At 58.5% G+C, this 12,939-nt stretch carries 11 protein-coding genes; 8 read left to right on the top strand and 3 right to left on the bottom strand.

From position 1 onward, the window contains the following. Nucleotides 1-31: 31 nt before the first annotated feature. Genes ACOYA6_RS17600 through cobT form a run of 5 tightly spaced genes read left to right on the top strand, consistent with a single transcriptional unit; the run spans nucleotide 32 to nucleotide 4,510 of the window. Entirely contained in the window at nucleotides 32-1,552 is a 1,521-nt protein-coding gene (locus tag ACOYA6_RS17600) for a cobyric acid synthase (protein ID WP_422655119.1), read from the top strand. Beyond that, nucleotides 1,549-2,094 (top strand): bifunctional adenosylcobinamide kinase/adenosylcobinamide-phosphate guanylyltransferase, encoded by a 546-nt coding sequence (cobU, locus tag ACOYA6_RS17595; protein WP_422655118.1) that lies wholly within the window; start codon nucleotides 1,549-1,551, stop codon nucleotides 2,092-2,094. The genes ACOYA6_RS17600 and cobU overlap by 4 nt, the downstream gene beginning before the upstream one ends. After that, complete coding sequence (gene cobS / locus ACOYA6_RS17590) at nucleotides 2,091-2,849, top strand: adenosylcobinamide-GDP ribazoletransferase (protein ID WP_039031823.1); 759 nt, start codon at nucleotides 2,091-2,093, stop codon at nucleotides 2,847-2,849. Before cobU ends, cobS begins: the two co-directional genes overlap by 4 nt. A 3-nt stretch (nucleotides 2,850-2,852) precedes the next feature. Continuing rightward, nucleotides 2,853-3,452, top strand: a complete 600-nt coding sequence (locus ACOYA6_RS17585) for an adenosylcobalamin/alpha-ribazole phosphatase (protein ID WP_223074629.1) — start codon at nucleotides 2,853-2,855, stop codon at nucleotides 3,450-3,452. Nucleotides 3,453-3,460: 8 nt separating this feature from the next. After that, complete coding sequence (cobT, locus tag ACOYA6_RS17580) at nucleotides 3,461-4,510, top strand: nicotinate-nucleotide--dimethylbenzimidazole phosphoribosyltransferase (RefSeq protein ID WP_422655117.1); 1,050 nt, start codon at nucleotides 3,461-3,463, stop codon at nucleotides 4,508-4,510. Here cobT and ACOYA6_RS17575 read toward each other — a convergent pair. Both ACOYA6_RS17575 and ACOYA6_RS17570 read right to left on the bottom strand, forming a co-directional pair. Continuing rightward, on the bottom strand, nucleotides 4,494-5,111 hold the full coding sequence (locus ACOYA6_RS17575; RefSeq protein ID WP_422655116.1) for a DUF2238 domain-containing protein: 618 nt from the start codon (nucleotides 5,109-5,111) through the stop codon (nucleotides 4,494-4,496). The genes cobT and ACOYA6_RS17575 overlap by 17 nt on opposite strands. Before the next feature lie 117 nt (nucleotides 5,112-5,228). Next, the gene (locus ACOYA6_RS17570) at nucleotides 5,229-8,219 is read right to left on the bottom strand and encodes an autotransporter family protein (RefSeq protein ID WP_422655115.1); all 2,991 of its coding nucleotides are present in this window, start codon (nucleotides 8,217-8,219) and stop codon (nucleotides 5,229-5,231) included. Between the two features lie 187 nt (nucleotides 8,220-8,406). Between ACOYA6_RS17570 and ACOYA6_RS17565 the strand changes: the two genes are divergently transcribed. Further along, a complete protein-coding gene (locus ACOYA6_RS17565) occupies nucleotides 8,407-9,246 on the top strand; it encodes an alpha/beta hydrolase (RefSeq protein WP_422655114.1) in 840 nt (279 codons plus the stop codon). A 67-nt stretch (nucleotides 9,247-9,313) separates the two neighbouring features. Beyond that, nucleotides 9,314-10,033, top strand: coding sequence for a GntR family transcriptional regulator (locus ACOYA6_RS17560; protein WP_039031828.1), 720 nt, complete (start codon nucleotides 9,314-9,316; stop codon nucleotides 10,031-10,033). On the opposite strand, the gene ACOYA6_RS17555 is transcribed toward ACOYA6_RS17560, so the two are convergent. After that, nucleotides 10,021-11,220 (bottom strand): enolase C-terminal domain-like protein, encoded by a 1,200-nt coding sequence (locus ACOYA6_RS17555; protein WP_138370204.1) that lies wholly within the window; start codon nucleotides 11,218-11,220, stop codon nucleotides 10,021-10,023. The genes ACOYA6_RS17560 and ACOYA6_RS17555 overlap by 13 nt on opposite strands. A 275-nt stretch (nucleotides 11,221-11,495) precedes the next feature. Between ACOYA6_RS17555 and ACOYA6_RS17550 the strand changes: the two genes are divergently transcribed. After that, a complete protein-coding gene (locus ACOYA6_RS17550) occupies nucleotides 11,496-12,869 on the top strand; it encodes a PTS transporter subunit EIIC (RefSeq protein WP_422655113.1) in 1,374 nt (457 codons plus the stop codon). The last annotated feature ends 70 nt before the right edge of the window (nucleotides 12,870-12,939 follow it).

Below are 12,939 nucleotides of genomic sequence, written 5' to 3'. Positions count from 1 at the left end.
CGCTATCGGGGCTTTATAAACAGGAGAGTGCATGACCCAGGCAATAATGCTGCAGGGAACCGCGTCCGACGTAGGTAAAAGCGTGCTGGCCGCGGGCCTGTGCCGCATTTTTTATCAGGATGGCTGGCGCACTGCCCCCTTTAAATCGCAAAACATGGCGCTCAACTCCGGGATCACCCCGGACGGCAAAGAGATGGGCCGGGCGCAGATCATGCAGGCCGAAGCCGCCGGGATTGTGCCGGATGTGCGCATGAACCCCGTTCTGCTCAAACCCGCCGCGGGCAGTCAGGCCCAGGTGGTGCTGATGGGCGAGGTGGCAAGCAATATGGATGCCGCCCGCTATCACGACTTCAAGCCGCGTCTGCGCGAGCAGATCGCCGGGGTGTATCAGAGCCTGGCGCAGGAGTATGACATCCTGGTGCTGGAAGGGGCCGGGAGCCCGGCGGAGATCAACCTGCGCGATCGGGATATCGCTAACATGGGAATGGCGGAGCTCGCCGGATGCCCGGTGATCCTGGTGGCCGATATCGATCGCGGCGGGGTGTTTGCCGCCATCTACGGCACCCTGGCGCTGTTGCAGGATCACGAGCGCTGGCGGGTCAAAGGGGTCATCATCAACAAATTTCGCGGCGATGTGGCGCTCCTTTATTCCGGGTTACAGCAGATTGAGTCCCTCACCGGCGTACCGGTGCTGGGGGTGATGCCGTGGCTGGATCTCGACCTGGAAGAGGAGGATGGCGTGGCGCTCCAGCGGGGCAGTGCGCGCCAGTTCCAGGCTCGCGCTATCGACATCGCGGTGGTGCACTTACCCCATATCGCCAACTTCACCGATTTTAATGCGCTGTCAGCGCAGCCGGATGTATGGGTGCGCTACGTCAGCCAGCCTGAAGCGCTGGCGGGTGCCGACCTGCTGATCCTGCCCGGGAGCAAAAACACCCTTCACGATCTGAACTGGCTGCGCGAAAGCGCCATGGCCCACGCCCTGCTGCAACGACACCGCGACGGCGTGCCGCTGCTGGGTATCTGCGGCGGGTATCAGATGCTGGGCGATACCCTGATTGACGAAATCGAATCCGGCCTCGGGCGCATGCCGGGGCTGGGGCTGCTCAATACCGTCACCCGGTTTGCCCCGCACAAAACCACCACCCAGGTCAGCGCGCAAATGGCCGCAACGCTGCCGGGCTGGCTGGCACCGCTTGCCGGGATGACGCTTCAGGGTTACGAGATCCACATGGGGCAAACCACGCTGGCCGAGGGCGCGCAACCGGCGCTGTGGCTGCAAAAAGAGGGGGCGGTGGCCGACGGCGCCGTGAGCGACGACGGGCTGGTGTGGGGCACCTATCTGCACGGCCTGTTCGACAACGATACGTTCACCCGTACGCTGGTGGACAGCCTGCGGGCACGGAAGGGGTTACTTCCTCTTGGATCCGCGCCACAATACGCCAGCTATAAAGCACAGCAGTTTGACCGGCTGGCGCAGACCATGCGCCAGCACATTGATATGGCGAAGATTTATCAGATCATGCGTGAGCATCAGGAGTGCAGGGAATGATTGTTGTGACCGGTGGGGCGCGCAGCGGTAAGAGCGCCCACGTTGAGGGGCTGGTCGCCCGCCAGTATTCACAGGTGTTATATATCGCCACCTCCACCGTTACCGATAATGAAATGGCGGCGCGTATCGCCCGGCATCGCGCCCAGCGGCCAGCCCACTGGCGCACGCTGGAGTGTTATCGCGATCTGGATGCGGTTATCCGCCAGCAGGTGCAGCCGGGCGAAGCGGTGGTGATCGAGTGCATCACCACCCTGCTGGCGAACCTGCTGTACGACGCTTCCGGCGGAGCCGATCCCGATACGCTGGATTTTGACGCGCTGGAGAAGGGGTTGCAGCAGCAGATCGACGCCCTGATTACCGCCTGCCAGCAAACCCGCGCCCCGGTCTATATCGTCACTAACGAACTGGGGATGAGCATCACCCCGGAAAACCGTCTGGCGCGGCATTTTGTCGACATCGCCGGACGAGCGAATCAAAAACTGGCCCGGGCGGCAGAAGAGGTCTGGCTGGTGGTCTCAGGGATTGGAGTGAAAATCAAATGAACTTAGCGATGTTATGGGCGACGCTGCGCCTGATGTCACGTATTCCGGTGCCGGAAAAATGGGCCGACGGGGTGGAGTTTCGCCAGCTTGCCCGTGGGGTGCCGTGGTTTGTGCTGATTGGCGCCATCATTGGCGTGCTGGCCGGGCTGGTGGCGGTGGTGGTGAACCAGACCGGGGGCGGCATCTACATCGCTGCCGCGGCATACGTGCTGGCGCTGGTGCTGCTGACCGGCGGGTTCCATCTGGACGGGCTGGCCGATACCTGCGACGGCATCTTCTCCGCCCGCACCCGGGAGCGGATGCTCGAGATCATGAAGGACAGTCGGCTCGGCACCTTTGGCGGCCTGGCGCTGGTCTTCTCCATTCTGATTAAGGTCTGCGCGGTCTTTACCCTGGCGCAGCTTCCGCTGAAGGAGTGGTTCTCGCTGCTGGTGTGCGCCCCCATTGCCGGGCGCGCCGTGCTGGTGCTGGGGATGTACGGCCAGCGCTACGCCCGCGAGGGGGAAGGGATGGGCAGTCTCTATATCGGCCAGGTAGGCTTGCGGAAAACGGCGCTCACGCTGCTGGCCGGGGCGATCGCCGTGGGGCTGATCGCCGGCATCCACGGGCTGGCGGCCATCCTGGTCACTTACGTCGTGAGCTACGCGCTGGTGCACTCTATCCGCCGTCGTCTGGGCGGGCAGACCGGGGATACGCTGGGTGCGCTGGCAGAGACCGCCGAGATGGTGTTTCTGCTGGCCTTACTGTGGGTGTAACGCATGCGAATTTTTCTGGTTCGTCACGGGCAGACCGCGGCCAACGCCAGCGGCCTGTTTTACGGCAGCACAGATGTTCCCCTGACGCCGCTCGGCATTGAGCAGAGCACCCGCGTGGCCGGTTTGCTGGCGGAAGTCGCTTTCAGCCAGGTGCTTTCCAGCCAGCTCACGCGCGCCCAGCAGACCGCCGAGCTAATCGTCCCCATCACCGGGTTCGACCCCCGGCTGAACGAGATGGATTTTGGCCGCTGGGAGATGCGCCATTTCAGCGACATCGCCGAAGAGGAGCCGGAAGCCTGGCAGCGCTGGATAGATGACTGGCAAAACGCCACCCCGACCGACGGCGAGCCGTTTACCCACTTTGCCGAACGGGTGAAGGCGGTGGCGGAAGAGTTAGCCCTGCGCAAGGAGCCGGGCGATATGCTGATCGTGGCGCATCAGGGGGTGCTCAGCCTGCTGCTGGCCCACTGGTTACGCATGCCGACAGAATCGTTATGGCATTTCCCGTTTAAGCAGGATGCGTACACGATGGTAGAAAATCGCGACGGGTTTATGGTGTTACGTGTTTTTAACGACCGCAGCCCTTTCCGGGCAGAAGAATGAGAACAAGCATGCAGACAATACAGGACCTGGTGGCCGCCATTCGGCCGTTGGATCAGCACAAGCAGGCGCTGGCAGCGGCGCATATCGATGGTTTAGTGAAGCCGCTCAACAGCCTGGGCCGCCTCGAGACGCTGGCGATCCAGCTGGCGGGGATGCCGGGGTTAACCCGGCTCGACAACCTGCAAAAAGAGATCGTGGTGATGTGCGCCGATCATGGCGTTTACGACGAGGGGGTGGCTATCAGCCCGCAGCAGGTCACCCATCTGCAGGCGCTGAACATGCTCAAAGGCACCTCCGGGGTCTGCGTGCTGGCGAAAAGTAACGGTGCCTCGGTACTGCCGGTAGATATCGGCATCGACTGCGAGCCCATCGACGGGATGCTGAGCCTGAAGGTGGGGCGCAAGAGCGGCAACATCGCCCGTGGCCCGGCGATGAGCCGCTCTGAGGCGGAGCACCTGCTGCTGCGTAGCGCACAGCTGGTGCAAACGCGTGCGGCAGAGGGTATTGCGGTGTTTGGCACCGGCGAGCTCGGTATGGCCAACACCACGCCCGCGTCGGCCATTATCAGCGTGCTGTGCGGCTGCGATCCCCATGAGGTTGTGGGTATCGGCGCGAACCTGCCGGCGGAGCGGATGGCGCATAAAGAGGCGATGGTGCGCCAGGCCATTGACGTGAATCAGCCCAACCCTGCCGATGCCATCGACGTGCTGGCGAAAGTGGGCGGCTACGACCTGGTGGGGATGACCGGCGTGATCCTCGGGGCGGGAGCCTGCGGGCTGCCGGTGGTGCTGGACGGTTTTCTCTCCTATGCCGCGGCAATAGTCGCCTGCCAGATTGCGCCCGAGGTGAAAAACTACTGCATTCCGTCGCATTTCTCGGCGGAAAAAGGGTCCCAGCGGGCGCTGGAACACCTCGGGTTAACCCCCTATCTCTACCTGGATCTGCGTCTCGGCGAGGGAAGCGGGGCAGCGCTGGCGATGTCGATCGTCAGCGCCGCCGGGGCCATGTATTGCGAAATGGGCGTGCTGGCAGAGAGTGGGATCAGCCTGAAGGCGTAAGCTGGCGCTGATGCCATCTTCCCAGCAGCAGCACCGTGGTGAGCGCGCCGAGCAGGGCGCAGAACATATCCGACTGGGTGTCCCACTGATCGCCCTGGGTGCCGAGGAAATCATCCGCGCCTTGCCCCATAGCCAGCGCCGCCCACCATTCGATTAGCTCGTAGGTGGCACTGATCGCCAGCGCCACGCAGCACACCAGAAAGCCCGTCATCTTATTGCCCCTGACGTAGCCGCCGCGCCCCAGGATCTCCCGTGCCGCCAGCGCCGGGACCAGCCCCTGAAAAAAGTGCCCCAGCTTGTCGTAGGGGTTACGGCTCAGGTGGAACATATCCTGCACGGCAAAGCCCACGGGCACTTTGGCGTAGGTGTACATTCCGCCCACCATCAGGATGATGGCGTGCCAGAAAATCAGGAAGTAGAGCAGGGGCGTCAGCGGGTAGCGGCGTTGAGTGGCCAGCAGCAGCGGCACGATGATGATGACGGGGGTCACTTCCATTAGCCAGGTGATGCGGTCCTGGGTATACAGGCCGGTATAAATGAGGATCAGCAGCAGAAGCAGCGCGCCGACCTTTAATGCAGAGGAGAGAGCGGATTGTGTCATGTTATTTAAGTGTTTAGTAAAACAGACACTATCGATCTGCCCGGCGAAAAACACAACATTTTACGCCGGGCATAAAAAAACGGGGCCGCTGTGGGCCCCGTTGATCGTTTATAACAATCAGAACGACTTGCGTAAACGCAGGCTGAAGGTGTGCGCCTGGTAACGGTCGCCGGCCTGCAGATCGTAACGTGCGTCGAAGCTCAGGTCGTTGGCGTCGTAAAGCGTGCTGCCGATGGCGATGCCAGCCATATCTTCCACCGGTGAGGCACCTTTGGTGATAAAGCTGGTTTCACCGATGGCGTCGGCGGCGTAGGTCGCATGGCTGCTGACCTGACGGTTATCGTACTGGTGGATCCACGAGACCTGGGCGAACGGCGTCAGGTTACCCAGACCGGTGGCGAAGGTCTTCTCGATGCGGGCACCGATATCGCTCACGACCGACTGGCTGTGGGTGCTGCTCACATCCAGCGCCATACCGTTGCCGCCGGTTTCGCTGTAGCCATCAACATGCTGATAGCCGTAGGTCAGGCCCGCCAGCGGAGTCAGGACCACGTCGGCTGGCAGCGCGATCGGGTAGCCAAACTCACCTTGCAGGGTAACGGACTGACCGTTGAACTTGCCGTGGGCCGCGCCGGAGAAGCCGGTGAAATCTGCCCGGCGAACCGAGCTGTAGTTCTGACGGTTCAGGCCCGCGGAAAGGTTCAGGTACCACGGATTTCCGGTGTAGCCCGCGTAACCAATCACCCCGTAGTTGTCGGCGGTGGAGTTGTTGCCGCTCAGGTTGTCTTTACCGTGCACGGAGGTGTTGCTGTAGTTCAGCGCCGCACCCAGACGCCAGTCGTCGCCCAGCGCGCGGTCGGCACCGATGATCAGGCCGCCAAATTTCGCTGAGTAACCGCTCACGTCGTCGCTGCTGTCCTGTCGGGCATAGCCGCCGAACGGCTGTCCCCAGACGAGCCAGTTATTCGCGTAGTCGTCACCGGTTGCTACCCCGCTGACGCCGGAGGCTTGCGGGTTACGAACGGCATCGATGTGAGCACCCACTACGGCCTGAGCAGTAGAGGTGGCAACGGTTGCCGCTGAACTGGTGTTGAGGTTCTGGCTGGTAGAGAGACGCTCGCCAACGCGGTTCGCCTCCTTTTTACCTTCAATCGCCAGCGAGGCGTTATACAGGTTCAGCAGCTCCGGAGAGGCGATACCGGAATAGCTCGCCAGGCCGCCGAGTGAAGCGGTGGCGCTTGGGATAGTGGCATAACCCTGCTTGCCCGGCTGGGCAGGGGCTGGCTGTGATGGCGCAGGCTGCGTCGGCTGCACTGGCGTTGTCACCACCGGCGGGGTGACTTCCGGCTCTGTGACCACCGGCGGAGTGACTTCTGGTGTCGGCTCAGGCTGAGGTTCAGGCTGCGGCTCTACCGGATCGGGAGTGACCGGCTCTGCGCCCAGGGTTAACACCAGCGCTTTGCTCTGGGCGTCTTCATAGACGGTGCCATTAACAGTGCCACGGTAGCCGAGCGCTTTGTAGTTCAGCTGGTCAGCGTGATAGTCGGTCTGCGCACCTGCGGCATTGATCACCACGTAACGCTGCCCTTCGGCGAACTGATAGGTGCTGCCGGTACGCAGCAGGTTGATGCTGGAGCCCGCGTCGATAGTGGCGTTGCCGCTGACGTTCAGACGACCATAGCCCGCGTCGGCAAGCAGATCGCCGCCAGCCACGGCCAGATCGGAGACGCCGGAGATCAGCGTGGCGGCCGCTTTCTGATGGTAATCGCCCAGGATGTTGAGGCTGTTATTCACCTGCAGGGACGCGGCTTCGTTCAGCACGATGCCGGGCGTCACGTCGACTTCGTCGCTCATCTGCACTGACATCAGGCCATACTCGGGGATGCTGCTAAAGGTACTGATGTTGTCGTTGAGCAGCAGGGCGCCGCTGCCGAATGTCACGTTGGAGGCGGTAATAGTGCCCGTCGCGCCGTCGAGGCCGGTCAGGGTACCCATGTTGGCGCCGCCGTTAATGGTTAATGGCGTCGCGCTGGTGGAGTAGATATCACCGGTCACGGTGCCGGTATTATTGAGGGTCACCGTGTCGCTGTTATTGCCGTTTACAAACAGGGCATAGCCGCCACCGCTTAGCTGACCGTTGTTGACGATCTCGGTGTTGCCCTGGTTGTTGTAATTCCAGATGTAGATCCCGCTCCAGTTACCTGAGATTTCACCATTATTCTCGATGGTGCCAATCTTGCTGTTGCTGCTGTTGTTGTACACAGCGGTGTCATTGGCGGTGATGGTACCGTTATTTTCAAGGGTGCCGAGGGTGCCGGAGTTGATAATGCCGTAGGAGCTGCCGTTGATTTTATCGTCATTGACGAGGGTGTTGATGACGCCCTGGTTAATGATAGCGGAGGTGCCGTAATAGTCGGTCGTGCCGCCTTCAATGGTTCCGGTGTTATGCAGCGTGCCAATCGTGCCGCTGTTAAAAATGGCGCTTTTCTGCCCAACGTACATGCCGTTCTCATTGTTCACGGAAGAGATCAGGCCAGCGTTGGTCAGGTTATCAATGGTGCCCAGATTGTTGATGCCGCGATAGCCCACAATCTTGCCATCTGCGGTATTGGTCAGGGTGCCGATAGTCCCGGCATTGCTCAGCGTCCCGGTGTTATTAAACCCGAAGATGCTGTAAGAGCCCGGCATGCTCTCAAGGGTGCCGCTGTTGGTGAAGGTATCAACCACGCCCGTTGCACCCACCGCCACGACGCTGCCGTTTTGGTACTGGCTCAGGCTGGAGATGGTGCCGTTATTGTTAAGCGTACCTACTGTTCCATTAATCTGAACAATATTGTCGTTTCCCAATAATAGGTTATCAACGCTACCGTTAATGATCCCGTCATTGGTAAGTGTGGTTACAGTATCGTCCGCGTTCAGGGTTAATGCGGTGGTAGGTGTACCTGTAATGCTTCCCGCCTGCGTGATGTGCACCAGCTCTTTTGAATCGGCGATCTGAACATTACTCGTCGGCGTGTCGATAATTAACTCGGGAGACGTTGCGAAGGCTTGCGCAGCGCTTGAGGCAACCAGCAGGGAGATCAGCTGGCTAAGGCGTTTCTTTTCCATGGTATTCCGTCATAAGTTGCGATGTTGTGCAAAATGCTGGGGCGATTTCTTCGGATTAATCCGATATCTTCGGGCGCAGAATATACAATTTGTTGCCGAAAACAATAAGGGATGCTTAATTATTTCAGGCTGAATTAATTCCACATTTTTTGTAATGTTTATAATTTGAGTTAAGGCTGGTGGCGGCATGAGGATATATCCTCACCTTTTGCAGGGAACCTTATTGATTAGTTTGTCTTTATTATTGAGCGGGTGTATTTCCGTAGATCCCAACACCGCCGCGCAGCAGATCGCCGCTCATGGTGGTCTTACCAGTGAAAAATTTGACGCAGATCCCTACCCGATTGTCGGCTGGCATCGGATCTCGCCGTCGGTTAAGACGCTGCATGTCTACATCGAGGGGGATGGCTTTGCCTGGAAAAACCGCACCACGCCATCCGATAACCCGACGCCGCGTAATCCCGTCGGCCTGAAGCTGGCGGCAGCGGATAAACACGCCAGCGTGCTTTATCTGGCCCGGCCCTGTCAGTTTATAGGACCGCCTTTGCCGGCCCGTTGCAGCGTCAATATCTGGACTCAGGATCGCTTCTCACCTACGGTTATCGAGGCCATGAACGCGGCGCTTAACCGGGCTGTACAGCGTTATCCCGGGGTGAAAATCGATCTGATTGGCTACTCCGGGGGCGGAAATATTGCCGCGCTGCTGGCGGCACGGCGGAGCGATGTGCGCTCCCTGCGCACGGTGGCGGGAAATCTCGACATTGCGTATGTGAACGCCCTGCATCATGTCACTCCGATGCCCGCGGCTAAGAGCGCCATTGAAAGTGCCCCGGCGCTTCGCAGTCTGCCGCAGATCCACTTCAGCGGTGGGGATGACACTACCGTGCCGCCCGCCGTTGCCAGGCGGTTTCAGCAGGCGGTGGGGGAGAATTGCACACGGGTAGAAACGATCGGCGGAATGGCGCATGGCTCGGACTGGGCTAACGTCTGGCCGCAACTGCTGGCGCAAGGTTTGCCGGGATGCTGAATAAACCGATCGCAAAATGTTACCCTTACGCACCCCGGCGACGGTTGAAGGATTTCAGGATCGAATAATGAAAAAGAAAGAGTTTGTGACTCAGGATCTGCTGAGCAAAATCTATCAGGACACCACGGCGGGGCCACGCAAACTTCCCCCTGAAAGGCAGCTTGCTGAAGAGTATGGCGTGTCACGTTTCACTATCCGCCAGGCGCTGGAGAAGCTGGTGAGCATTGGCGTGGTGCGGATAGTTCAGGGGTCGGGTATCTGGATCAACGAGCACGCCCGCAATAACCCGCTGATCTACAACTCGATCACGGAAAAGCGATTCGACCAGATGCGCTACCGGATGATCAGCCTGCATAAAACGCGGCCCGACCGCGCGGTACAGCAGATCTTCGGTATCGATGAAGAGAGTTTTATCTGGCACTTTTGTCGTCTGCGCTATGTCGATGACCAGCCCGTACAGCTGGAGGTATCCAGCATGCCCGCCGCCGATTTCCCCGATCTTAATCAACAGGTCATTGAGCGCTCTATTCAGCAGTACGTATTAAGTAAGGGGCTGGTAATTTCCCATATGCTCACCACCTACCGGGCGGTCAGCGTCAGCCGTGAACAGGCGGTGCTGCTGGGCTGCAAAAAAGGCGGGCCGGCAATGCATATCAATAACCGGGGAATACTGGAGGGGGGCCGGGTATTTGAGGTGAGCGACATCATTGATATCAACTACACCTGCACTTACGTCAGCCCCTGGAATCGCGATAATTTAGCCTGGCGGCAAAATCAGGGCGTATGAATGGTGCCGTCCGGCAGGCGGCTTTGCGTCCACTCGTGCGGGCGATAAACCACCGGATACGCCAAAGCCTGCTCTTCATTAAAGCCGGTGCCGATGCCTGGTGCGGCCGGCGGGTAGACAAACCCGTCCTTCACCTCAGGCGCGCCGGGAAACACGCTGTCGGTCGTGGCTGAGCGGGGGATAAACTCCTGAATGGCGGCATTGTGCAGATGAATATTCAGGTGCGTATTTACCGCCACGCCGATCGGGGTCATATCGCCGGGGCCATGCCAGGCAAGGCGCACGCCAAAGGCCTGGCATAAATGCGCCAGCTTAAGCGCGGGGGTAATACCGCCGATCTGCGAAACATGACAGCGAATAAAGTCGATACGACGATTTACGATCAAGTCGTGCCACTCCGCCGGATTATTGAATAACTCCCCCATCGCCAGCGGGACGCAGCTTTGCTGACGAACCTGTTCCAGCCAGGCGCTCTGCTGGGGCGGCAAAATATCTTCGATAAAATAGGGCTGATAAGGCTCCAGCTGTTTGGCCAGCAGCACCGCCTGCTGGGGGAACAGGCGCTCGTGCACATCGTGTAAGAGCTGGAGCTTCCAGCCATATTTCTCGCGCAGGGCGCGGAACATCTCCACGGTATTGCTCATATATTCATGCTGATCGAACCACGCACCTGCCGTTGGATTTTCCGGGGCGTGCAGGGCCGACGGCGTGCCGCCGTAAAAACCGAGCTGGCAGCGGATATGTCGATAACCCTGCGCCACCAGTTTATCGACCGAGGCAAACAGCTCTTCCAGCGTCTCGCCGCTGGCGTGGCTGTAAGCGGGGATCGCATCACGGGATTTCCCGCCCAGCAGCTGATACAGCGGCATACCAGCCAGTTTTCCTTTGATATCCCACAGGGCCATATCTACGCCGGAGATAGCATTATTCATCACCGGACCGTTACGCCAGTAGGCGTTGACGTTCATCATCTGCCATAGATCTTCGATGTTGTTAGCATCCCGGCCGATCAGCAGCGGTTTAAGGTACTCATCAACAAGTGTTTTAACTGCCAGAGGGCGCTGCTGGAAGGTGGCACAGCCGTGTCCGACAGGCCCTTGCTCCGTTGTGACGCGCACGGTTACCAGGTTATGTCGGTCCGGGCGGGTAATAAAACACTCGATATTTTTGATAATCACAGGCGTCACGAGAAACTCCTTTGCTGCGCTGTGGAAATACAGAATGGGAATATCATCACCCCAAAAATGTTGGCGGGTAAATGGTTTTTTTTATTATTTATTTTGGTCAGTTATTTGGTTTTTTTTTAATTAAAAACCGTACCAATTTTGCGTTATCTACAGTTTTGTTTCTCTTATGCAGGCTGATTGTGAGCGACTTCAAATTTTATTGGTTTGTTTTGTTGTTGTGGTTTATTTATGCTCACTGCATCAATAAAACGACAACAATAAAGGCAGGAGTCTTTATGGGGACGCAAGAAGCCATCAATAATATTATTCGTCTGGTTGGCGGGCAGGGGAATATTAATAAGGTCTGGCACTGCATGACGCGGCTGCGGTTTGATTTAATCGACGATAATAAAGTGGATCAAAACGCGATCAAAAATGTACCCGGTGTGCTGGGGGCACAACTCCAGAGCGATCAGTTTCAGGTGATTATCGGTCCCAAGGTTAACAGCTGGTACGAGCAAATGCTCAGCGTGCTAGGTCAGGATGCCAGTAATGCACCAACGGCAAAAAAGGGGCGTAAAAGCCTGGTCTCTCTCTTTATGGATACCGTATCGGGCGTATTTGGTCCGATTGTACCGGCCATTGCCGGGGCTGGGATGATCAAGGGCCTGCTGGCTGGGCTCATCGCGCTTAAGGTGGTGTCGGCAAAAAGCGATACCGTTATGGTGATAGACCTTATCGCCAGCGGCGTCTTTTATTTCCTGCCGTTCTTTCTTGCGGTGTCGGCGGCGAAGATTTTTAAAACGAATGAGTATCTCGCCGCAGCGGTTGCTGCCTGTCTGATGTATCCCTCCTTAATAGAAGCAGCGAAAGCGCTGGCGACACATCAGGAAGGTGCGGTGAGTGCCCTCTGGTTAATGAATGCGATCCCGGTATCCGTCTTTAACTATGCTTCGAGCGTGATTCCGGTGATTTTCTCGGTGCTGGCACTGAGCTATATCCATCGCTGGGTCGACAGCATTATGCCGGATGTGCTCAAAACCGTATTTACGCCCACGCTCACCCTCTTTATAGGTGCGCTGGCGGCGCTGGTGGTGATCGGCCCCATCGGCATCTGGCTGGGTAAAGGACTCGCCTTCTTTATAGAAGGGCTGTTTGGTGTGTCGGCCAGTTTTGCCGGGCTCATTGTTGGGGCCATCCGTCCGGTGGCGATCCTGACCGGGATGCATCACGCGATGACGCCCATCGCCCTGCAGAACTTCAGCGACCGTGGCTACGACATGTTGATGCCGATGATGTTTATGGCCAATATGGCGATTGCGGGGGCGACGTTTGCTATCTGGCGCCTGAGCCGTAATCGTCAGGAGAAGACCGTCACGCTGTCGGCGGCCATCTCTGCGCTGCTGGGCATTACCGAGCCGGCACTCTTTGGGGTACTGACGCGCTACAAAAAAGCGTTGATTGCGGCGACGGTGGCCAGCTCCCTCGCGTCTGCCTTCATCGCCTTCTTCGGCGTGCGTCTTTATGGCTATATCTTGTCGAGCATCTTCAGCTTGCCTGCTTATATAGGCCCGTACTTTGTCTTCGCCCTGGCAGGCGTGGCGATATCACTGGTGTTGTCCTTTATGCTGACCACAGTTCTGGTAGGAAAAGAGCAAGCCTCCGAATGATTCAGAACCCCGTCTCACCGCCTGCGCAGCGGCTAATATCACGGTGGTTGTGGATAAGTCTGTGTGTAAG

Source organism: Leclercia barmai (assembly GCF_049312895.1).
GTDB classification, from domain to species: Bacteria; Pseudomonadota; Gammaproteobacteria; order Enterobacterales; family Enterobacteriaceae; genus Enterobacter; species Enterobacter barmai.
The sequence above is the reverse complement of the archived record's forward strand: the minus strand, read 5'-3'. Positions and strand labels throughout refer to the sequence as shown.

What these genes read in the sequence shown, in the direction of transcription:
- ACOYA6_RS17570 (WP_422655115.1), bottom strand. Translation starts at nt 8,219, where the DNA reads ATGGAAAAGAAACGCCTTAGCCAGCTGATCTCCCTGCTGGTTGCCTCA.
- cobU (WP_422655118.1), top strand. Translation starts at nt 1,549, where the DNA reads ATGATTGTTGTGACCGGTGGGGCGCGCAGCGGTAAGAGCGCCCACGTT.
- ACOYA6_RS17600 (WP_422655119.1), top strand. Translation starts at nt 32, where the DNA reads ATGACCCAGGCAATAATGCTGCAGGGAACCGCGTCCGACGTAGGTAAA.
- ACOYA6_RS17560 (WP_039031828.1), top strand. Translation starts at nt 9,314, where the DNA reads ATGAAAAAGAAAGAGTTTGTGACTCAGGATCTGCTGAGCAAAATCTAT.
- ACOYA6_RS17550 (WP_422655113.1), top strand. Translation starts at nt 11,496, where the DNA reads ATGGGGACGCAAGAAGCCATCAATAATATTATTCGTCTGGTTGGCGGG.
- ACOYA6_RS17575 (WP_422655116.1), bottom strand. Translation starts at nt 5,111, where the DNA reads ATGACACAATCCGCTCTCTCCTCTGCATTAAAGGTCGGCGCGCTGCTT.
- cobS (WP_039031823.1), top strand. Translation starts at nt 2,091, where the DNA reads ATGAACTTAGCGATGTTATGGGCGACGCTGCGCCTGATGTCACGTATT.
- cobT (WP_422655117.1), top strand. Translation starts at nt 3,461, where the DNA reads ATGCAGACAATACAGGACCTGGTGGCCGCCATTCGGCCGTTGGATCAG.
- ACOYA6_RS17565 (WP_422655114.1), top strand. Translation starts at nt 8,407, where the DNA reads ATGAGGATATATCCTCACCTTTTGCAGGGAACCTTATTGATTAGTTTG.
- ACOYA6_RS17585 (WP_223074629.1), top strand. Translation starts at nt 2,853, where the DNA reads ATGCGAATTTTTCTGGTTCGTCACGGGCAGACCGCGGCCAACGCCAGC.